General features: G+C 70.8%; 16 protein-coding genes. 11 read left to right on the forward strand and 5 right to left on the reverse strand.

The genetic code is table 11. The features are described 5' to 3' along the window. The first annotated feature begins 19 nt into the window (after window positions 1-19). From QQA12_RS01460 to QQA12_RS01470, 3 genes are all read left to right on the forward strand, one after another. Entirely contained in the window at window positions 20-673 is a 654-nt protein-coding gene (locus tag QQA12_RS01460) for a response regulator transcription factor (protein ID WP_226050567.1), read from the forward strand. 65 nt (window positions 674-738) lie between these two features. Then, entirely contained in the window at window positions 739-2,496 is a 1,758-nt protein-coding gene (locus tag QQA12_RS01465; RefSeq protein ID WP_226050566.1) for an ATP-binding protein, read from the forward strand. A gap of 253 nt (window positions 2,497-2,749) precedes the next feature. Continuing rightward, the gene (locus QQA12_RS01470) at window positions 2,750-3,487 is read left to right on the forward strand and encodes a BTAD domain-containing putative transcriptional regulator (RefSeq protein WP_226050565.1); all 738 of its coding nucleotides are present in this window, start codon (window positions 2,750-2,752) and stop codon (window positions 3,485-3,487) included. A gap of 22 nt (window positions 3,488-3,509) precedes the next feature. Here the strand turns inward: QQA12_RS01470 and QQA12_RS01475 are convergent, their stop codons facing one another. Further along, complete coding sequence (locus QQA12_RS01475; RefSeq protein WP_226050564.1) at window positions 3,510-5,705, reverse strand: primosomal protein N'; 2,196 nt, start codon at window positions 5,703-5,705, stop codon at window positions 3,510-3,512. A gap of 487 nt (window positions 5,706-6,192) precedes the next feature. Between QQA12_RS01475 and QQA12_RS01480 the strand changes: the two genes are divergently transcribed. From QQA12_RS01480 to sppA, 4 genes are all read left to right on the forward strand, one after another. Beyond that, window positions 6,193-7,203 carry a hypothetical protein gene (locus tag QQA12_RS01480; protein ID WP_226050563.1) on the forward strand — a complete coding sequence of 337 codons (1,011 nt, stop codon included), beginning with the start codon at window positions 6,193-6,195 and terminating at the stop codon, window positions 7,201-7,203. Next, window positions 7,190-7,765: a DUF3106 domain-containing protein gene (locus QQA12_RS01485; RefSeq protein ID WP_226050562.1), complete on the forward strand. Its 576-nt coding sequence runs from the start codon at window positions 7,190-7,192 to the stop codon at window positions 7,763-7,765. Before QQA12_RS01480 ends, QQA12_RS01485 begins: the two co-directional genes overlap by 14 nt. A 129-nt stretch (window positions 7,766-7,894) precedes the next feature. Beyond that, on the forward strand, window positions 7,895-9,256 hold the full coding sequence (locus QQA12_RS01490; protein ID WP_054661573.1) for an MATE family efflux transporter: 1,362 nt from the start codon (window positions 7,895-7,897) through the stop codon (window positions 9,254-9,256). 69 nt (window positions 9,257-9,325) lie between these two features. Further along, window positions 9,326-11,233 (forward strand): signal peptide peptidase SppA, encoded by a 1,908-nt coding sequence (sppA, locus tag QQA12_RS01495; RefSeq protein ID WP_056930744.1) that lies wholly within the window; start codon window positions 9,326-9,328, stop codon window positions 11,231-11,233. Here the strand turns inward: sppA and QQA12_RS01500 are convergent. Further along, a complete protein-coding gene (locus QQA12_RS01500) occupies window positions 11,212-11,487 on the reverse strand; it encodes a hypothetical protein (RefSeq protein WP_226050561.1) in 276 nt (91 codons plus the stop codon). The genes sppA and QQA12_RS01500 overlap by 22 nt on opposite strands. 2 nt (window positions 11,488-11,489) lie before the next feature. Between QQA12_RS01500 and QQA12_RS01505 the strand changes: the two genes are divergently transcribed. The 4 genes from QQA12_RS01505 (at window position 11,490) to QQA12_RS01520 (ending at window position 15,371) form a co-directional block, all read left to right on the forward strand. After that, on the forward strand, window positions 11,490-12,263 hold the full coding sequence (locus tag QQA12_RS01505; protein ID WP_226050560.1) for an SDR family oxidoreductase: 774 nt from the start codon (window positions 11,490-11,492) through the stop codon (window positions 12,261-12,263). A 94-nt stretch (window positions 12,264-12,357) separates the two neighbouring features. Beyond that, window positions 12,358-13,413 carry a type 1 glutamine amidotransferase domain-containing protein gene (locus QQA12_RS01510; RefSeq protein WP_161809390.1) on the forward strand — a complete coding sequence of 352 codons (1,056 nt, stop codon included), beginning with the start codon at window positions 12,358-12,360 and terminating at the stop codon, window positions 13,411-13,413. A 31-nt stretch (window positions 13,414-13,444) separates the two neighbouring features. Beyond that, complete coding sequence (locus tag QQA12_RS01515) at window positions 13,445-14,155, forward strand: response regulator transcription factor (protein WP_056930742.1); 711 nt, start codon at window positions 13,445-13,447, stop codon at window positions 14,153-14,155. Next, entirely contained in the window at window positions 14,142-15,371 is a 1,230-nt protein-coding gene (locus QQA12_RS01520; protein WP_226050559.1) for a HAMP domain-containing sensor histidine kinase, read from the forward strand. Before QQA12_RS01515 ends, QQA12_RS01520 begins: the two co-directional genes overlap by 14 nt. Here the strand turns inward: QQA12_RS01520 and QQA12_RS01525 are convergent. From QQA12_RS01525 to QQA12_RS01535, 3 genes are all read right to left on the reverse strand, one after another. Further along, on the reverse strand, window positions 15,365-15,991 hold the full coding sequence (locus QQA12_RS01525) for a DUF4124 domain-containing protein (protein ID WP_226050615.1): 627 nt from the start codon (window positions 15,989-15,991) through the stop codon (window positions 15,365-15,367). The genes QQA12_RS01520 and QQA12_RS01525 overlap by 7 nt on opposite strands. 148 nt (window positions 15,992-16,139) lie before the next feature. Then, complete coding sequence (locus tag QQA12_RS01530; RefSeq protein WP_226050558.1) at window positions 16,140-16,700, reverse strand: Sua5/YciO/YrdC/YwlC family protein; 561 nt, start codon at window positions 16,698-16,700, stop codon at window positions 16,140-16,142. A 132-nt stretch (window positions 16,701-16,832) separates the two neighbouring features. Then, window positions 16,833-19,352: a DNA topoisomerase I gene (locus QQA12_RS01535; RefSeq protein ID WP_226050557.1), complete on the reverse strand. Its 2,520-nt coding sequence runs from the start codon at window positions 19,350-19,352 to the stop codon at window positions 16,833-16,835. Between the last annotated feature and the right edge of the window lie 145 nt (window positions 19,353-19,497).

The raw sequence follows: 19,497 nt of genomic DNA on the forward strand, positions 1-19,497 counted from the left end.
CACTGAGGAGCAGGTGCCGATGCAGTTGTCTTCCATCCTGATCGTTGACGACATGCAGGCCTCGCTCGCGAGGCTGGAGCGGCTGCTGCGCGAAGTGGTGCCGGGTCCGCAGGCGCACGTCCGCGCCGCGGCCGACCTGGCCGGCGCGCGCGACCTGCTGCTGGCCGGTCCATTCGACCTGGCGCTGGTGGACATGCAGCTGCCCGACGGCACCGGTATCGAGCTGATCCACTGGATGCGCGCGCATGTGCCTGCGGTGCAGGCGGTGGTCGTGTCAGCGTTCGCCGAGGAGGAAGCGATCTTCTCGGCGTTGCGTGCCGGCGCGGTCGGCTACCTGCTCAAGGACCGCGATGATGTCGAGCTGGTCGTCGCCCTGCGCAGCCTGCAACGCGGCGGTGCCCCGATCGACCCGATGATCGCCCGGCGCATCCTTGCCCTGCTGCCGGAGGAAGCGACGCCGGTGCCGGCGCCGCCGGAGGTCAACCTCTCCGAGCGCGAGCGCGGCATCCTCGGCATGGTGGCGCAGGGCTACGGCAACCGCGAGATCGCCGAGCTGCTCGGGCTCTCCCGGCTCACCGTGGAAGCGCACACGCGCAACATCTACCGCAAGCTGGCCGTGGGTTCGCGCACGGCGGCGGTGTTCGAGGCACGCGTACTCGGGTTGTTGCCGTGAGGCGCTGGCACTGGGTGCTCCTGCTGCTCTGCATGGTGGCGGGTGCGGCCCGGGCGGCGCCGGTCATGCGCATCGTCCACGCCGAGGCCGTGCGCGCCGGCTGGGATTCGGCGCGGCCGCCCGAACAGGGCTGGGTACCGGTGACGCTGGCGGACCAGTGGCAGACCCGCTGGGCCGGGCACGATGGCGTGGTCTGGTACCGGCTGCGCTGGCAGCAGGCCGATGCCGGAGAACCGACTGGCCTGCTGCTCGACTACACCTGCATGGCGGCCGCGGTCTACCTCAACGGCAGCCTGATCGACCGCGATCCGTCGCTGGTCGAGCCGCTGTCGCGCAGCTGGCACATACCGCGCTACTTCCTGCTGCAGGCACCGCTGCTCGAGCCGGGCGAGAACGAACTGCTGGTGCGCGTGTCGGGCCTGGCCGCCTACCAGCCGTCGTTCGGGGTGGTGGACGTAGGTGACCCGCAGGTGCTGCAGGCACGGTATCGCCAGGAGGTACTTGTCCGACACGACCTGCAGGTGCTCGACAGCGCCATCGGCTTCGTGCTGGCGGCGATGATCGGTCTGTTCTGGCTGCTGCGCCGGCAGGAGACGATGTATGGCTGGTACGCGCTGAGCGCGGTGTTCGGGCGCCTGTACGACACCAATTTCTTCGCCGCCAGCCCGTGGCCGTTCCCCAGCACCGATGGCTGGCAGGCCTTCATCGGCGGTTGCTACGTGATGGCGGCCGCGGCGCACACGGTGTTCCTGCTGCGCTTCAGCCAACGGCGCTGGCCGCGCTTCGAGCGCCTGCTGCTGGGCATCGCGGTGGCACTGATGGCGGCGGCGCTGCTGTGGCCGCAATGGATGGGGCCGTACCGCAACGTCTATCTGGTGCCGGTCATCGCGTTCCTGTACCTGGTGTCGTTCGTGTTCATGGGCTACGCCCTGCGCAGCGACCGCCGCGACTGCCAGGTGCTGGCCCTGTGCATCATCCTGCCCGTGGCGGTTTCGCTGCACGACCTGGGTGTGTACATGGGCTGGTACGGCGGCGTCAGTTACCTCGGCTCGTTCACTTCGCCGCTGATGCTGCTGGGCATGGGCTTCGTGCTGGCCTACCGCTTCGCCAACACCATGAAGCGGGTGGAAGGCTTCAACGCCGAGCTGAGCCGCGAGGTGCGGCAGGCCACCGGCCAGTTGGCCGAGACCCTGCGGCAGCAGCATGCGCTGGAACTGGCGCACAGCCGCGCCGGTGAACGGCTGCAGCTGGTGCGCGACCTGCACGACGGTTTCGGCGGCACCCTGGTCGGCGCGATCGCGCGGGTCGAGCAGGCGCCGGACGACATGCCGCGGCGGGAGATCGCCGGACTGCTGAAGGAAATGCGCGACGACCTGCGCCTGGTGATCGACAGCACGGCGCGCGAGCATGCGGACCTGGCCGAACTGCTCGTGCCGCTGCGGCACCGCTCCAGCCAGCTGCTCGATGCCGCCGGCATCGACGCCCATTGGCACCTGGAGGGCGTGGGCGGCGTCGAACTGGGCGCGGCCCGCAGCCTGGACCTGCTGCGCCTGCTGCAGGAAGCGCTGACCAACGTGTTCAAGCACAGCCGCGCGCAGCGCGTGGACATCCATGTACGCCGGCATGGCGACCGTCTGCGCCTGCAGGTGGACGACGACGGCGTGGGCCCGCCTGCCGCGGGTACCGCATCGACCGGGGGCGGTGGTGCCGGCTTCGCCAGCATGCGCATGCGCGCGCAGCGGCTGGGGGGCGAACTGAGCGTGTCCGCACGCAGCGACCCGCAAGGTACCCGGGTGGCGCTGGAGTTGCCGCTGGCTGCCTGAGCGGGAGCCGTTACCTGATTTCGTGGATGTGGCCTGCTTGTGCGCCGGCTAATGTGCTCCGGCAGGCATGGCCGGGGCCGGTGACTGCGGGCGCATCGCGATGATGCGCCCCGCGTCGGGCATGCCCGGCTGGTCGCCGGTACCGACTACGGGATGCACGGGGGATGTCATGGGGACGCGTCCAGCAGGGCGGGAACAGGACGGCGCGGTTGCCGGACGCGGGGGGGTCCGGCTCCTGAGCGCGTGCGCGGCCATGCCGCCGCAACTCATCTACAGGAAGGGCTGGGCGCTGCTGGGCTACCTGGCCGCCGAGCCGGAGCGCCGCCATTCGCGGCTGACGCTGGCCATGCTGCTGTGGCCGCAGCTGGGCGAAACGCAGGCGATGACCAATCTGCGCCAGGTGCTGTGCAACCTGAAGCACTATTGCCGTGCGGAACTGGGGCCGGGCGTGCTGTGGGTGGAGCGCGACGGCGTGGCGGTACGGCGTGTCGGGAGGGCGCTCTTCGACATCGACCGGCTGGCCGAGGAACCGGCGGAAGCGCTGGCGATACTGGAAGGGCAGCACGTTTTCCTTGCCGGCATGGACGATGTCGCCGGCGTGGATTTCCGCGCGTGGCTGGAAAGCACGCGCCTTGCACTGGAGGCCGAACTGGTAGGCGTCGCCGAGCGGCATTGCGACCGGATGCTGGCGGCCGGGCGATGGGACGCCGCGCTGCACATCGCGCGCGTGCTGCTGCAGAGCGACGCATGGAACGAGTCGCATGCCCGGCGCATGATGCGCGCCTATGCCGGGAATGGCATGCATGCCGAGGCGGTCAATGCCTACGCGCGCATAGAACAGGCGCTGCGCCGCGACCTCGGGGTCGATACCCAGGACGAGACCCGCAGGCTGCTGGCATGGATATGCGAGGGCATCGATTTCGCACCGATGGAGGCGGACCTCCCGTACGCACCGGGTTGGCCGGATCTGCGGTGGGCAGTGGCGGTGTGACCCTGTTGGCGGACCGCCGCGCTCAGTACAGGTCCATCGGGTCCACGTCCAGCGACCAGCGCACGCGCCGTGCCTGCGGCAGCGGGTAGACCTGCGGCATCAGCGTGTCGAGCAGGCCGTGCAGCGCACGCCGCTGCGTCGCCGACAGCAGCAGCTGGGCGCGCTGGAAACCGGCGCGGCGCGGCATCGGCGCAGGCATCGGGCCGTAGCATTCGACCGGGCTGGCGGCGGGAATGGCCTGTTTCACCGTGGCCAGGAACGCGTTGGCGTGCTCCACCTGCCTGGCCTCGGCGCGCATCAGCGCCAGATGCGCGAACGGCGGGAAGCCGGCGGCCTCGCGCTGCGCCAGTTCGGCGTCGGCGAAGGCGTGGTAGCCGCCGTTGACCAGCGTGTGCAGCAGTGCGTTGTCCGGGTGGTGGGTCTGCAGCCAGACCTCGCCGGGGCGGTCGGCGCGGCCGGCGCGGCCGGCAACCTGGATCAACTGCTGGGCCAGCTTCTCGCTGGCACGGAAGTCGGCCGAGAACAGGCCCTCGTCGATTCCCACCACCACCACCAGGGTCAGCCGCGGCAGGTCGTGGCCCTTGGCCAGGATCTGGGTGCCGACCAGGATGCCGGGTTGCTCGCCGAGCGTGGCCAGAGTCTGTTCCAGCGCATCGCGGCGGGCGGTGGTGCCACGGTCGATGCGCAGCACCGGGAAATCCGGGAACAGCTGCAGCAGCCGTTCCTCCAGCCGCTCGGTGCCGATGCCCTGCGGCTGCAGCGCCAGGCTGGCGCAGTCCGGGCAGGCCAGCGGTACCGGCGCGCGCGCGCCGCAGTGGTGGCACTGCAGGCGGCGCCCGGCGCCATGCACGGTCATCGGGGTGGTGTGCAACGGCGTGCTGCAGCGGCTGCACGGCGCGGTCCAGCCGCAGTCGTGGCACAACAGTACGGGTGCGTAACCACGCCGGTTCTTGAACACCAGCACCTGGTTGCCGGCACGCAGGTGCTGTTCGATGCCGGCCAGCACTTCCGGCGACAGGCCGTCCTGCAGTGGCCGCTTGCGCACGTCGAACACCCGCACCGCCGGCGGTCGCGCGTCGCCGGCGCGCTGCTGCAGGCGCAGGTGGGTGTAGCGGCCGGCGCGCGCGTTGTGCAGCGACTCCAGCGACGGCGTGGCGCTGCCCAGCACCACCGGCACGTCCAGCGCCTTGCCACGCACCAGGGCGAAGTCGCGGGCGTGGTAGCGGATGCCATCCTGCTGCTTGTAGCTGCCGTCGTGTTCCTCGTCGACGATCAGCAACCCGGCCTCCGGCAGCGGCGTGAACACCGCCGAACGGGTGCCGACGATCACCCGCGCCTGCCCGCGCGCGGCCGCCGCCCACACCCGCGCGCGCTCGTTGTCGTTCAGGCCCGAATGCAGCGCATGCACCGCGATGCCCAGGCGGCTGCGGAAGCGGGCCAGCATCTGTGGGGTCAGGCCGATCTCCGGTACCAGCACCAGCGCCTGCCGGCCCTGTTCCAGGCAACGGGCGATGGCCTGCAGGTAGACCTCGGTCTTGCCGCTGCCGGTGACCCCGTCCAGCAGGAAGGGTTGGAAACCGTCGGCTGCGGTTATCGCCTCGATCGCTGCCTGTTGCTGGACGTTGGGCACCAGACCGGGCTGCGGCCGGGCAGCCGGCGCCGATTCGGCCAGCGCCACGCGCCGCGCGAAGCCGCGCTTGAGCAGGCTGCGGCCGGCCTCGCGCCAACCGTCCATGCGTACGGCCAGCACCTCCTCGCCCAGCGCACCGTCGCCCAATAGTTCGGCCAGGCGGCGTGGGCGGCTGCCGCCGCGCAGCCGCGCCGCGCCCTCGCGTCCCGCCGCGGTCAGCTCCCAGCCCCAGGCGTGGGTATCGGGCAGCGGTTCGCCACGCCGCAGCGGTGCCGGCAGCGCGGTGGCGACCACCTCGCCCAGCGGCGCATGGGTATAGCGGGCCAGCCAGCGCAGCGAGGCATGCAGCTCGCCGCCGAGCAGCGGTGGGCCATCCAGCCATTGCAGCGCCTCCCGCAGGGTCGCCGGGTCCTGCACCGCGCCGATGCCCTCGACCATGCCGACCAGCTCGCGGTTGCCGAACGGAACCCGCACCCGGCGCCCGCTGTCGCCGGCATCCGGCACCGGACTGCCGGGCGGAGGCAGGTAGTCGAAGGTCTGCGGCAACGGAACCGGCAGGGCGATGCGCAGGGTGGGGCAGGTGGGCATGGGCGGCAGTGTAGGCGGCGGCCGGTGCCCGGCACACCCCCGGGCCAGGCGGCGCCGGGCTGATCGCGCCCACCCCGGCGGGCGCGTTCACTTGCGGGCGCTTGTGCAGCGCCGGAAGCATAAACACCGCGTAAACGCAGGCCCCGATTGGAGATTTGGGCTTATCCACACAAGGTGTGGATAACTCTGTGCATCAGCGTTGTGCTCCACGCGTCCAGGGCGGTGGTTGAAGCCTTTCACTCAAATTGGTCAAAAAATAGCCACGGCATCAATGCGTTTAAAATCAACAACTTGTTCGTGAAACAAAAGCGAAATGCAGGTGTCGGGGCGGAATTCCGAGGAATCGGGGCCGGACTATTGACGCTGTGCACAAGTTGCGGCAAGGGCCGCTGCCAAAGGCGTGAAGGCGGTGTGCAGGCCGCCGCCAGCGGCCGCTGCAGGGCGGGATGGGCTGGGTATCATGCCCGGCGATGAAGGAGTCCACCTGATGGCTGCACCCGTCTCCCCCACGCCGGCCGCAGCCAGCGCCCTGTCCGCCTTCCTGAAAGGTGTCGAACGCCGCGCCCTGGCCGTTGCCAGCCTGCAGACCGGCGACGAGGCCGCCGCCGGCCGCGCCGTGGCGGCCGCCATGCGTGCCTTTGCCGGCCCCGCCACGGACATGCCCATGGCCGATTGGCCGGCGCGCTTCTGGGCGTTGCTGTGCGGCAACCCGCAATTGCGGGCGGCGTCCGCGGACGGGCACTGGCCACCTGCGCTGACCCACCTGCAGGGGCTGCCGGCGGCCGCGCGGCTGGCGCTGCTGCTGCGCGTCGGTGGTGGCCTGGACGAAGACGCCGCGTCCGCCGTGCTGGGGCTCACGCCCGATGCATACCGGCGTGCGCTGGCTGCTGCCTGCCCGCTGGATGCGCAGGGCCATCCGGATGCGCTGGCCTGGCGCGGCCTGGCCGAGCAGGTGCAGGCACAGGTGCGCGACCTGCCGGCCGCTCGCCTGCAACAGCTGGAACAGCTGCGCGCGGCGACCGTACCCGCTGCCGCACCGGCACCCACGACAACGCCGGTGCCCCGGGCAGAGGCCGATGCGCGTACCCCGCGCGCGCCGCGCCGTACCCGGGCGCGCTGGAGCCGGCGGACCTGGCTGTTGCTGTGCCTGCCGCTGCTGCTGCTGGCGCTGGTCGCGGCCTGGTGGTGGACGCGACATGGCCCGGCGCTGCCCGGCGCGGCCGCACCGGCGGCCGAGGGCGCGGTGGCGGACAACGGCCCGGTACAGGTGGAAGCCCTGCCGGATGACAGCACCGCCGCCGGGCCTGCGGCCCCCGGCAGCCGTGCCGCGGACGATGCCGCGATGCTGGCCGACCCGGAACTGGCACTGGCGCAGGATGCCGACTTCCATGCCTGGTATGCCGCCGGCGGCCCGGTGCCGGTGGACGAATCGCAGGCGCAGCCCGGCCGCGCCGAACCTGCCGGTAGCGCACTGGAGACGGTCGATGCCGAGGATTGAGCGATTGCTGCCGCTACTGCTTGCGCTGCTGCCGGCCGCGCCGTCGCTGGCGACGCCGGCGGCGCTGCCTGCGGTACCTGTCGCGCAAACAGACACCGCCACCCCCGGGCCCGATCCACGGGCGCACTGGCCGGCACTGGCCCCGGCCCGGCAGCGCGAACTGCGCGCGCGCTACGCGGCATGGCGCGCGCTGCCCGAATCCGAGCGCCAGCGCGTGCGCCGGGCCGCGGCCGACATGGCGGCGTTGCCTCCCGCCGAGCGCGAGGCCCTGCGCAACCGCTTCGTGGCGCTGGATCGGCTGCATCGCGATGGCTGGCGGCTGGGGCCGCAACTGGGCGCGCACTATCCGAAGCTGCAACCGTTGCTGGGCTACCTGCCCGAACACCAGCGCGCGCCGATGCTGGCCCTGCTGTACCAGCTCGATGCCACGCAGCTGGCGCAACTGGGCGTGCTGTCGCAACGCACCCCGCCGCAGGAACGCGATGCGCTGCGCGAGCGGCTGCTGGCGTTGCCTCCGGCCCAGCGTGCGGACTGGCTGCGGCAAAGCACCGAATCGCGCTGAGGTGCGCGCGCCGGCAGGCGTGGTGCGGCCGTCTTTCACCCGGCTTCATCCATTGCCATTACAATGCGCTGCTTCCGCGACCCGGCAACAGCGCGTCCCGCGCCGGCCGCAGTCCGCGTCATTCCCCGCATGTCCATCACCGCCACGCCGCGCTTCCGCCAGGAAGTGCGCGCCACCGGGTTGCTCGCCCTGCCGCTTGTACTGGGCCATGTTTCGACTGGCCTGATCGCCTTCGTCGACAACACCATCGCCGGCCACCACGGTACCGATACGTTCGCCGCTGTCAGCATCGGCACCGCGCTGCTGTGGCTGCCGATGCTGGTGCCGATCGGCACCCTGATCTCGCTGACCGCCTCGGTGTCGCAGCTGCACGGCGCCGGCCGCGAGCGCGACATCGGCCCGCTGTTCCGCCAGGCGCTGTGGCTGGGCGTGGGCCTGAGCGCGCTGATGTTCGCTTTCCTCAGCGTGGTGCCGGCGTTCCTGCCGGCCTTCGGCATCGCCCCGGAGATCGTGCCCGGCGCCACCGGCTTCCTGCATGCGATCCGCTGGGGCGTGCCGGCGCTGACGCTTTATTTCTGCATGCGCTACCTGAGCGAGGGCATGCACTGGACGCTGCCGACCATGCTGCTCGGGTTCGGCGGGCTGCTGGTGCTGGGGCCGCTGGGCTATGCGCTGTGCAACGGCCGCTTCGGCTTTCCCGAAATGGGCGCCGAAGGCCTGGGCATCGCCTCGTCGGTGACGATGTGGCTGCAGGCGCTGTGTTTCGCCGGCTACCTGTGGAAGACCCGGCGTTTCGCCCACCTGCAGCTGTTCGGGCATTTCGAGCCGCCGCGCTGGCGCGCGATCTGGGACCTGCTGCGTACCGGCCTGCCGATCGGCATCACCGTGCTCATGGAAGGCGGTCTGTTCATCATCACCGCGCTGCTGATCGGCCGTATCGGCGCGGTCGAGGCCAGCGCCCACCAGATCGCGATCAATGTCGCCCAGCTGTGCTTCATGATCCCGATGGGCGTGGCCGAGGCCACCACCGTGCGCGTCGGCCATGCAGTGGGCAGCAACGATCCGCTGGGCGTGCGCCGCGCCACCTGGGCCGGCTACGCGATCGTGCTGGTCACGCAGATGCTGTCGATCACCGTGCTGCTGCTGGGCCACGACGCGGTGGTGCGCCTGTACACCGATGACCTGGCGGTGGCCGCGCTGGCTTCCACCCTGCTGCTGTACGCGGCTACCTTCCAGTTCCCCGATGGCATCCAGGTGCTGTCGGCCGGCGCGCTGCGCGGGCTCAAGGACACGCGCGTGCCGATGTTCATCGCCATGTTCGCGTACTGGGGCGTGGGCATGCCGCTCGGCGCCGGCCTCGGCCTGGGCCTTGGCTGGGGGCCGCAGGGCATGTGGATCGGCCTGATCATGGGCCTGACCGCGGCCGCCGTGCTGATGGGCTGGCGCCTGCGGATCAGCAGCCAGCGCCTGTTCCTCCAGCCGGCACCCTGACTTGAAGCCCATGCCCGGCTCGCCGGTTATGGGTATCCTGCTTTGCAACAAGCCCCTTCCGGAGCGTCCATGAATCCTCCACCGCTGCCCCGCCGCAACCCCATCGCCAGCTTCTTCGTCGGGCTGTGGGACGTGATGAACTTCACCCGGCGGCTGATCCTCAACCTGGTGTTCTTCGGCCTGCTGTTCCTGGTGCTGATCGTGATGATGGTGGCGATGGGCAAGGGCGCGTCGTCGGCCAAGATCCTGCAGGACCGCACCACCCTGGTGATCGCGCCGGAAGGCCGGCTGGTCGAGCAGTACAGCACCGACCCGGTCAGCCGTGCGCTGGCCAAGGCGGTGGGCGACAGCAACGCCGAGGAAATCCAGCTGCGCGACCTGATCCGCGCCATCGAGGCCGCGCGCGACGACAAGAAGATCGAGCGCGTGGTGCTGGAACTGGACAAGCTGCAGCCCTCGGGCTTCGCGTCGATGCGCGAGGTCGCCGCCGCGCTGCAGGACCTGCGCGCCTCCGGCAAGCAGCTGGTCGCCTTCAGCGAGAACATGGGCCAGTCGCAGTACCTGCTGGCCGCGCAGGCCGACGAGGTCTACCTGGACCCGATGGGCAGCCTGCTGCTCGAAGGCCTGGGGCGCTACCGCCAGTACTTCCGCAGTGGCCTGCAGGACAAGCTGGGCGTGGACGTGCACCTGTTCAAGGTGGGTGAGTACAAGTCGGCCGCCGAGCCCTACGTGCTCGACGCCGCCTCGCCGCAGGCCAAGGAAGCCGACCTGTTCTGGATGAACGACGTGTGGCAGCGCTACCTGGGCGACATCGCCAGGGCGCGCAAGCTCGACGCCGCGCAGCTGGCCGCCGGCATCGACACGCTGCCCGAGGGCATCGCCGCCGCCGGTGGCGACCTGGCGCGCTTCGCCCTGCAGCAGAAGCTGGTGGACGGGCTCAAGACCCGCGAGGAAGTGGAAGCGCTGCTCACCGACCGTGGCGTGGCCGACAGCGACGCCGATGGCGGCTTCCGCCAGATCGCGCTGGGCGACTACCTGACCCAGGTGGACGCGCGCCGTTCGCCGATCGACCACCGCCCGCAGGTGGCGGTGGTGGTGGCCGAGGGCGAAATCGCCGGGGGCGACCTGCCGGCCGGCCGCGTCGGCGGCGTCTCCACCTCGGCGCTGCTGCGTGCCGCGCGCGACGACGACGACGTCAAGGCGGTGGTGCTGCGCGTGGATTCCCCGGGCGGCGAAGTGTTCGCCTCCGAGCAGATCCGTCGCGAGGTCGACGCGCTCAAGGCCGCCGGCAAGCCGGTGGTGGTGTCGATGGGCGACTTGGCCGCGTCCGGCGGTTACTGGATCAGCATGAACGCCGACCGCATCTACGCCGACGAATCGACCATCACCGGCTCGATCGGCATCTTCGGCATGATCCCCAACTTCGCGCGCAGCCTGGACAAGATCGGTGTGCATACCGATGGCGTGGGCACCACCCGTTTCGCCGGTGCGTTCGACGTCACCCGGCCGATGGATCCTGCGGTGGGCCGGGTAGTGCAGTCGGTCATCGACAAGGGCTATGCCGACTTCACCGGCAAGGTGGCGCAGGCGCGCGGCCGCGACGTGGACGCCATCGACGAGGTCGCCCGCGGCCGCGTGTGGAGCGGTGCCCAGGCCAAGGAGCGCGGGCTGGTGGACGCGTTCGGTGGCCTCAAGGCCGCGATCGCCGACGCCGCCGGGCGCGCCAAGCTCGGCGACCCGGACAAGTACCGGGTGAACTACATCGAGAAGGCGGCCACGCCGTTCGCGCAGTTCATGACCGGCTTCGCCGGCAGCCGCGCCGGCGCCTGGATGCTGTCCGATTCCAGCATGGCGCGGTTGATGCTGGCGCGCACGATGCCGGAAATGGATGCGCAGCTGCGCTTCGTCGAGGATGCGGTGAAGGATCGCAACGGCGCGCCGGTCAAGGCGCTGGCCTACTGCTTCTGCGGCTTGTGAGCGCCGCCACCGCGTGACCTGGCAACGCCGCCTCCGGGCGGCGTTGTCGTTTCAGCGGGCGCCGCCGCCTGCGGATCGGGCCGGCGCTCGGTCTCCGGCGGCCGCGGGCTGCCGCAACCGGCAAGCAGGGCCAGGGCCATCGGCAACAGGCAATGACGGATATCCATCGGCGTGCTCCTGTGCAGGCTGGCCTCATCCTGACACAACGCCGCGGCGGCAACCTGACCCGCGGCCGATGCGGCGGTATCCTTCACCCATGAACACGAACCGCTGGCGGCTGGACGGACAGACCGCACTGATCACCGGCGCCAGCGCCGGCATCGGCCTGGCGATCGCGCGCGAACTGCTCGGTTTCGGGGCCGACCTGTTGCTGGTGGCGCGCGATGCCGACGCGCTGGCGCAGGCGCGCGACGACCTGGCCGACGAGTTCCCCGGCCGCGCCATCCATGGGCTGTCGGCCGACGTCGCCGACGACGAGGACCGCCAGGCGATCCTGGACTGGGTCGAGGACCATGGCGGGCTGAACCTGCTGGTCAACAACGCCGGCGGCAACATCACCAGGCCGGCCAACGACTACAGCGAGGACGAGTGGCGCGGCATCTTCGAGACCAACCTGTTCTCGGCATTCGAGCTGTCCCGCTACGCCTACCCGCTGCTCACCCGCCACGCCGCCTCGGCCATCGTCAACGTCGGCAGCGTTTCCGGCATCACCCATGTGCGCAGCGGCGTGGTCTACGGCATGACCAAGGCGGCGCTGCAGCAGATGACCCGCAACCTCGCCTGCGAATGGGCCGAGGACGGCATCCGGGTGAACTCGGTGGCGCCGTGGTACATCCGCACCCGGCGCACCTCCGGGCCGCTGTCCGACGCCGACTACTACGACGAAGTGATCGCGCGCACGCCGATGCGCCGCATTGGCGAGCCGGAGGAAGTGGCCGCGGCGGTCGGCTTCCTGTGCCTGCCGGCTGCAAGCTACGTCACCGGCGAGTGCATCGCGGTGGACGGCGGCTTCCTGCGCTACGGATTCTGAGCCGCCGCGCCGGGATGCATGGACTGATCCTGGTTCTACATCGCCGCTGCAACGTGGCCGCATACCGAACATGGGCGCGGCCCGGGAGTGGAACATGCGGCGTTGGATCAAGCGGTTGCTGCTGGGCGGGCTGGTTGCGGCGCTGGTGCTGGCGGCAGGCGCGGGCCTTTACCTGTACAGCCTGGACCTGGGCAGCCAGCCTCCGGCCGATCCGCGCAGTCGCGTGGCCGACCTGGCGTTCCTGCGCGATGCACCGCCACCGGCGCGTGGCCGGATCCTGGCCGTGGTCAGCAGCGCCGGGGTGTTCCCGGGTACCGAAAAGCGCGCCGGCTTCGAGCTGACCGAGCTGGCGCGCGCCTATTACACCTTCATCGCCAACGGCTACGAGGTGGACATCGCCAGTCCGCTCGGCGGCCCGCCGCCGATGCGCGTGGACGACGAGGACATGGGCGTGGCTGACCATGCCTTCCTCAACGACGCGCAGGCGCGGGCCAGGCTCGCGGCCAGCCTGCCGCTGGAGCAGGTGGATGCCACGCGCTACGCCGCGGTGTACTTCGTCGGCGGCAAGGGCGCGATGTTCGATTTTCCCGGCAATGCCGCGATCGCCCGGCTCGTGCGCCATGTGCATGGTGCCGGCGGCGTGATCGGCGCGGTATGCCATGGCCCGGCGGCGTTGCTCGAGGTGACCCTGGACGACGGCACGCCACTGCTGCGCGGGCGCCGCGTCACCGGCTTCAGCAATGCCGAGGAGCTGTTCCTGATGAAGGATGCGCGCCAGCGCTTCGACACGCTGCTGCAGGACGCGCTGGCGCAGCGCGGCGCGCGCTTCGTCGAAGGTGGCCTCTACCTGGACAACACCGTGGTCGACGGCCGCCTGGTGACCGGCCAGAACCCCTGGTCGACGTGGTCGGTCGCCGAGGCGATGGTCAGGACCCTGGGCCATGTGCCGGCGCCGCGCGAAGCCACCGGCGAAGAGCAGGCGGTGCGGGTGATGGAGGCCTATCGCCGGGGCGGCATCGCCGCCGCACGGGAGGTCCGCCGCTCGCTGCCCGGCGCCGACAAGCGGCTGCTGCTGATGCATGCGCTGGTGGCCGCGATGCAGCAGCGCTGGCGCGATGCCTGGCACTTGCAACGCCTGGCGCATGGATGACTACACTCGCGCGCCCCGAACGGAAAAGGCGATGAAGCTGCGCGCACCGTCATTGCGGCTGCTGCTGGTGGAGGACGATGTCGACATCGCCGCCGGTATCGGCGACTACCTGGACAGCCACGGCGTGGAGGTGGATTTCGCCTACAACGCGTCGCAGGCACGGCTGCGCCTGCAGGCGCAGGCATTCGACCTGCTGGTGCTGGACGTGAACCTGCCGGGGCAGGACGGGCTGGCGCTGTGCCGGGAGCTCAAGCGTGACGCCGGCCTGCGCCCGCCGGTGCTGTTCCTCACCGCGCGTGGCGCGCTGGACGACAAGCTGGCGGCGTTCGAGGCGGGAGCGGTGGATTACATGGTCAAGCCATTCGCGCCCGCCGAACTGCTGGCCCGCGCCCGCGCGATCACCGCGCATGCTGCCTGCAGCGGTGGACTGTCGCTGCGCGCCGGCGATTTCGTGCTGGATACGCGGCACCATCTTCTGCAGCGCGCCGGGCAATCGCTGCCACTGCATGCCGCCGGTTTCGTGCTGATGCGCGAGCTGATGCGCGCCAGCCCGGGCGTCGTGTCGCGGCAGGCACTGTGCGAGCTGCTGTGGCAGGGCGAGCCGCCGGACAGCGATCCGTTGCGCATGCATGTCTACCAGTTGCGCCGGCATTGCCTGCGCGTGTTCGGCATGCCGCTGGTCGCCACCGTGCGCGGCGTCGGCTATCGCTTCAGCGCGGAGCGCGGCGATGCGCCGGCGTAGCCTGCGCCACGCGCTGGTCCGGCGCTGGATGCTGTTTGCCGCGCTGCTGTCGCTGCTGTTCGCGGGCGCCACCCTGTTGTTGCTGTTCGTGCTGGAAGACAGCTTCATCGACCGGCGCCTGCGCACGGTCGCGGCGACCCTGCCGGCGGACATGCGCACGCCGGCGCTGCCCGAGCATTTCCAGTGGGTCGCGTTCGACCGCCTTCCGGCGCCGGAACGGCAGCGGCTGGGTGACCGCGGCGCCGGGACGATCACCGAGTTCAGGCGCGATGACGGGCGTTACGTGCACGCGCTGCTGCTGTCCGCGGCGGACGGTACACGCGCGGTGCTGCTGTACGACGTCACCGGCGAGCTCACGGTGACCGCCGGCCTGCGCGCCGGCATGGGCCCTGCCGCGGCGGTGTTCGGCTCGACCCTGCTGTGCGCCTGGCTGCTGGCCAATGCCTTCGTCGGCCGTGCGCAGCGGCATGCGCGGCGCCTGCTGTCGCAGGTGCGGTCGGCGCCGGACCCGGCCAGCCTTGACGCCCTGGCCGGCGCGGAACCGGTGCACGAGTTCGCCGAGATCCTGCGCCTGCATGCCGATGTCTGGCGCGGCCGCCACCAGGCGGTCGAACGCGAGCGGCAGACGCTCGCCTTCCTCGCCCATGAGCTGCGCACGCCGCTGCAGTCGGCACGCACCAGCCTGGCGCTGCTGGAAGAAGCCACGGCGGCGACTCCATCGTCTCCGGCGTTGTCGCGGCTGCGGCGCGCGCTGTCGCGGCTGGAGCGGGCGGGCAACGCGATCCTGTGGCTGTCCGCCGATACGGTGCTGTGCGGTGGGCAACCCACCCCGGCGCGGCCGGCGCTGGACGAACTGGTCGACGAGCTGCAACCGCTGGCGGTCGCCCGCGCACAGGCGTTCGACGTCCGCGTCGCCCCGGGGCTGTACTGGGACGTGCCCCGGGAGGTGGTGGAAACGCTGCTGGCCAACCTGCTGCTCAACGCGATCCAGCACGGTGACGCCGGCGTCATCGGCGTGGAGGCCGATGGCGGGCGGTTGGCGATATGCAACCGGCAGGCGGCGGCCGACGTGCCGGGTTTCGGCCTCGGCCTGGAGATCGCCCGGCGCCTGGCCGCGCGTGTCGGTTGGCGGCTGGAAATGCAGGTGGCGGCCGGCATGGCCCGTTGCGAGCTGCGCTGGCCGGCAGCCACCAGCGGTACCGGTACGGGTCAGTAACCGCCGCAGTCGCGGCCCAGCCGCGCCTCGATGCCGCGCTGTTCGCGGGTGAGAGCCTGGCGTTCGCTCTGCAGCGCGCTGTTGTAGCGCCGCACCAGTTCCCAGCGGCGGTCGTGCAGGCGCGCGCACACTTCCTGCTGCGGCAGCGGGTGGCAGGCGTCGCGGACCCAGGTGCCGGTGGCGACCGCGGCCCCGCCGGGATGGGGATGGCCGTGGCCGGGCCGTCCGCCCTGGAGTCCGCCGCCAGCGGAGCCCGGGGCGGGGCTGCCCATGGGCCCTGGCGGGTAATAGCCGCCGACCCACAACGGCACCCAGCGTGGATTGCCGACGCCGTCATCGCTGGTGTAACGCTCGCCGTCCGGCGCGATGCACTCGTACAGGGGTTGCGGCGGCTGTACGGTCACGATGCGTACTTCGCGCTCGGGCGGCGGTGGTGCAGGGGGCGTCGTGGGTGCTGCCACCGGTCGCGGCGGCGGGTCCTGGGGGCGCTGCATGTCCAGCACCTGCTGGCGGTGCGCGCCGTTGCAGGGGGCGTCCTGCAGCGTGACCGCACCATTGCCGGCGACGCAGCGGTAGATGCGCACGCTGCCCGCGGGCGGCGGCTCGGTGGCCATCGCCATGGCGGGCAGCAGGCCCAGGAACCCGGGCAGGAGCAGGCGGATGCGCATGCGGCCATGGTGCCGCATATGGCGCACGGCGGGTAGGCGGGCGTCTCCGGTGCGCTGCCGGGCGCCTGCCGCCCCCGGAGCGGGTCCCACGCCGGGCGGCTTATTCGCGCAGCACCTGCCCGGTGGCGGCGACGCGGATGCGGGTGGGCTGCGCCAGCCCGCCGGTGGCGCCGTCGAGCAGGCCGTCGAGCTGCGCCAGCAGGGCCGGGTCGAGCTGGTCGCGGGCGCGTGCCGGCGGCTGCCCGGCGAGGTTGGCGCTGGTCGAGACCAGCGGGCCGCCCCAGGCCTGGCACAGGGCGCGTACCTGCGGATGCGCGCTGACCCGCACCGCGATGCCGCTGTGCTCGCCGGTGATCCAGCGCGGGGCGAGCGGCCCGGCTGGCACGATCCAGGTATTGGCCCCGGGCCAGCTGTCCAGCACCGCCTGGCGGCGGTCCGCGGCCAGTGCGTCCAGTCGCACCCAGCCCTGCAGCTGCGCCACGTCGGCGGCGATCAGGATCATGCCCTTCTCGACCGGCCGCTGTTTGAGCGCCAACAGCTTCATCACGGCTGTTTCGTTGGCCGGGTCGCAGCCCAGGCCCCAGACCGCCTCGGTCGGGTAGGCGATGACGCTTCCGGCGCGCAGCGCCGGGACCACATTCTGCAGATCGAGTTCAATCATCGGGGGTACCGTTGGCTGCCGCGGCGACGGCCGCGGGAACGCAGGGAGGCCAAACGCACCAGACCGCCCGTGGGCGGCCTGGAGCAGGTACACCGATTATCCCCCTGCCGGGGCGGCAGCGGGAGGCCACGCTCAGAACGGCGGCGTGTCGTCGTCCACCGGTGCCTTCACGGCCTTCACGACGGCTTTCTTGACGGCCTTCTTCACCGGGGTCTTGGTGGTCGTGGCCTTCTTGGCCGCCGCTTTCCTGGCCGGGGCCTTTTTGGCGGCCGGCTTCTTCGGCGCGGCGTCCTTCTTCACCGCGGTCTTCTTCGCCGCGGCCTTCTTGGTGGCGGCCTTCTTCGCGCCGAAGCCCTTGCGCGCCGGCTTGCCGGTCTCGGCCATCAGCTGCTGGACCTCGGCCAGGGTCAGCGAGGCCGGCTCGCGGTCCTTGGGAATCTTGCCATTGAGGGTGCCGTCGCTGATGTAGGGACCGAACCGGCCGTTGAGCACCTGGATGTCCGAACCCTCGAACTCCTTGATGATGCGGTTGCGGGCGATCTCTTCCTTTTCCTCGATCAGGAACAGCGCGCGGGCCAGGTCGATCTTGTACGGATCGTCCTCCTTCTTCAGCGAGGCGTAGGTGCTGCCGCGCTTGGCGAACGGGCCGAAGCGGCCGATGCCCACGCTCACTTCCTCGCCATTGGCGTCGGCGCCGAGCCTGCGCGGCATGTCGAACAGCTTCAGCGCGTCTTCCAGCGAGATGGAATAGATGCTCTGGCCGGGCTGCAGCGAGGCGAACTTCGGCTTTTCCTCGTCCTCGACGGTGCCGATCTGCACCATCGGCCCGAAGCGGCCGATGCGCGCGCTCACTTCCTTGCCGCTGCCCGGGTCGGTGCCGAGCACGCGCGCGCTGCCGGCGTCGGTGCGGTCCAGCGATTCGCTCTTGTCGCTGACCAGTTCCTTGAACGGGCCCCAGAAGCGCTCCATCAGCGGCACCCATTCCTCCTCGCCGCGCGACACCGCGTCCAGCTCGTCCTCGAGCTTGGCGGTGAAGTCGTAGTCGACGTAGCGGGTGAAGTGGCTGGACAGGAACTTGCTGACCGCGCGGCCGACGTCGGTGGGCTTGAAGCTGCGGCCTTCCATCTCGGTGTACTTGCGGAACAGCAGGGTCTGGATGATCGAGGCGTAGGTCGAGGGACGGCCGATGCCGTATTCCTCGAGCGCCTTCACCAGCGCCGCTTCGGTGTAGCGCGGCGGCGGCTGGGTGAAATGCTGTTCGGCGCCGATCCGCTCCAGCGGCACGTTGTCGCCGGGCTTCATCGCCGGCAGCTTGCGGCCCTCGTCCTCGTCCTCGGCGTTCTTGCTGTCCTTGCCTTCCTCGTACACGGCCAGGAAGCCGGGTACCACCACGGTGGTGCCGCTGGCGCGGAACACGTGCTCGCTGCCGGCGGACAGGTCGACACTGACGGTATTGAGCGTGGCCGGGATCATCTGGCAGGCCACGGCGCGCTTCCAGATCAGCTCGTACAGCCGGCGCTCGTCGTCGGTCAGGAACCTGGCCACCTGCGCCGGCGTGCGCAGCGCCGAGGTCGGGCGCACCGCTTCGTGTGCCTCCTGGGCGTTCTTGCTCTTGGTGGTGTAGGTGTTGGGCTTGTCCGGCAGTGAGGCGGTGCCGTAGTCGCGGGCGATCACATCGCGGATCTCGACCAGCGCGTCCTGCGACAGGTTCACCGAGTCGGTACGCATGTAGGAGATCAGGCCGACGGTGCCTTCCTCGCCGATCGCCACGCCTTCGTACAGCTTCTGCGCGACCTGCATGGTCTTGCGCGTGGTGAAGCCGAGCTTGCGCGAGGCTTCCTGCTGCAGGGTGGAGGTGGTGAACGGCGGCGCCGGGCGGCGCTTGCGCTCCTTGCTGGCGACGTCGGTGACGTGCAGGCGGCCCTGCGCGGCCTGCTGGATGCGCAGGCGCGCGGCCTCGGCGGTGTCGCCGTCGGTGATGGTGAACTGCTCGAACTTCTGCCCGTCCAGCCTGATCAGCTTGGCCGAGAAATGCTGGGTCGGATGCGCGCAGTCGGCCTGGATCGACCAGTACTCGCGCGCCTTGAACGCCTCGATCTCCTCCTCGCGCTCGACGATCATGCGCAGCGCCGGGCTCTGCACGCGGCCGGCGGACAGGCCGCGCTGCACCTTGCGCCACAGCACCGGGGAGAGGTTGAAGCCGACCAGGTAATCCAGCGCGCGCCGCGCCTGCTGGGCGTCGACCAGGTTGTCGGCGATGGCGCGCGGCTGCGCCATCGCTTCCTTGATCGCGCGCGGGGTGATCTCGGTGAAGACCACGCGCTGCATCGACTTGTCCTTCAGCAGCCCGCGTTCCTTCAGGATCTCGGCGATGTGCCAGCTGATCGCCTCGCCCTCGCGGTCCGGGTCGGTCGCCAGGAAGATGTCGTCGGCGCCCTTGGCGGCCTTGGCGATGGCCTCGACGTGCTTTTCGTTCTTCTCGATCAGGTCGTAGCGCATGGCGAAACCGTGGTCCGGATCGACCGCGCCTTCCTTCGGGACCAGGTCGCGCACGTGCCCATACGAGGCCAGGACGGTGAAGTCCTTGCCGAGGTATTTGTTGATCGTCTTGGCCTTGGCGGGCGATTCGACGATGAGCAGGTGCTTGGGCATGTCAGTGGGTTCTTGCGGGGAGGGCGGGGGCCCGGTGGGGGGCGCTAGGGTGGCGCAAACGCGCCCGATAGTGAAGCCGCGGGGGCCGATACGGAGATGCGCAACGCCCGGGCAGGGCCCGGGCGTTCAGCTTTCCTTGTCCAGA

This window comes from Stenotrophomonas sp. 17(2023), assembly GCF_030345315.1.
In the GTDB taxonomy this organism is placed as follows: Bacteria; Pseudomonadota; Gammaproteobacteria; order Xanthomonadales; family Xanthomonadaceae; genus Stenotrophomonas; species Stenotrophomonas acidaminiphila.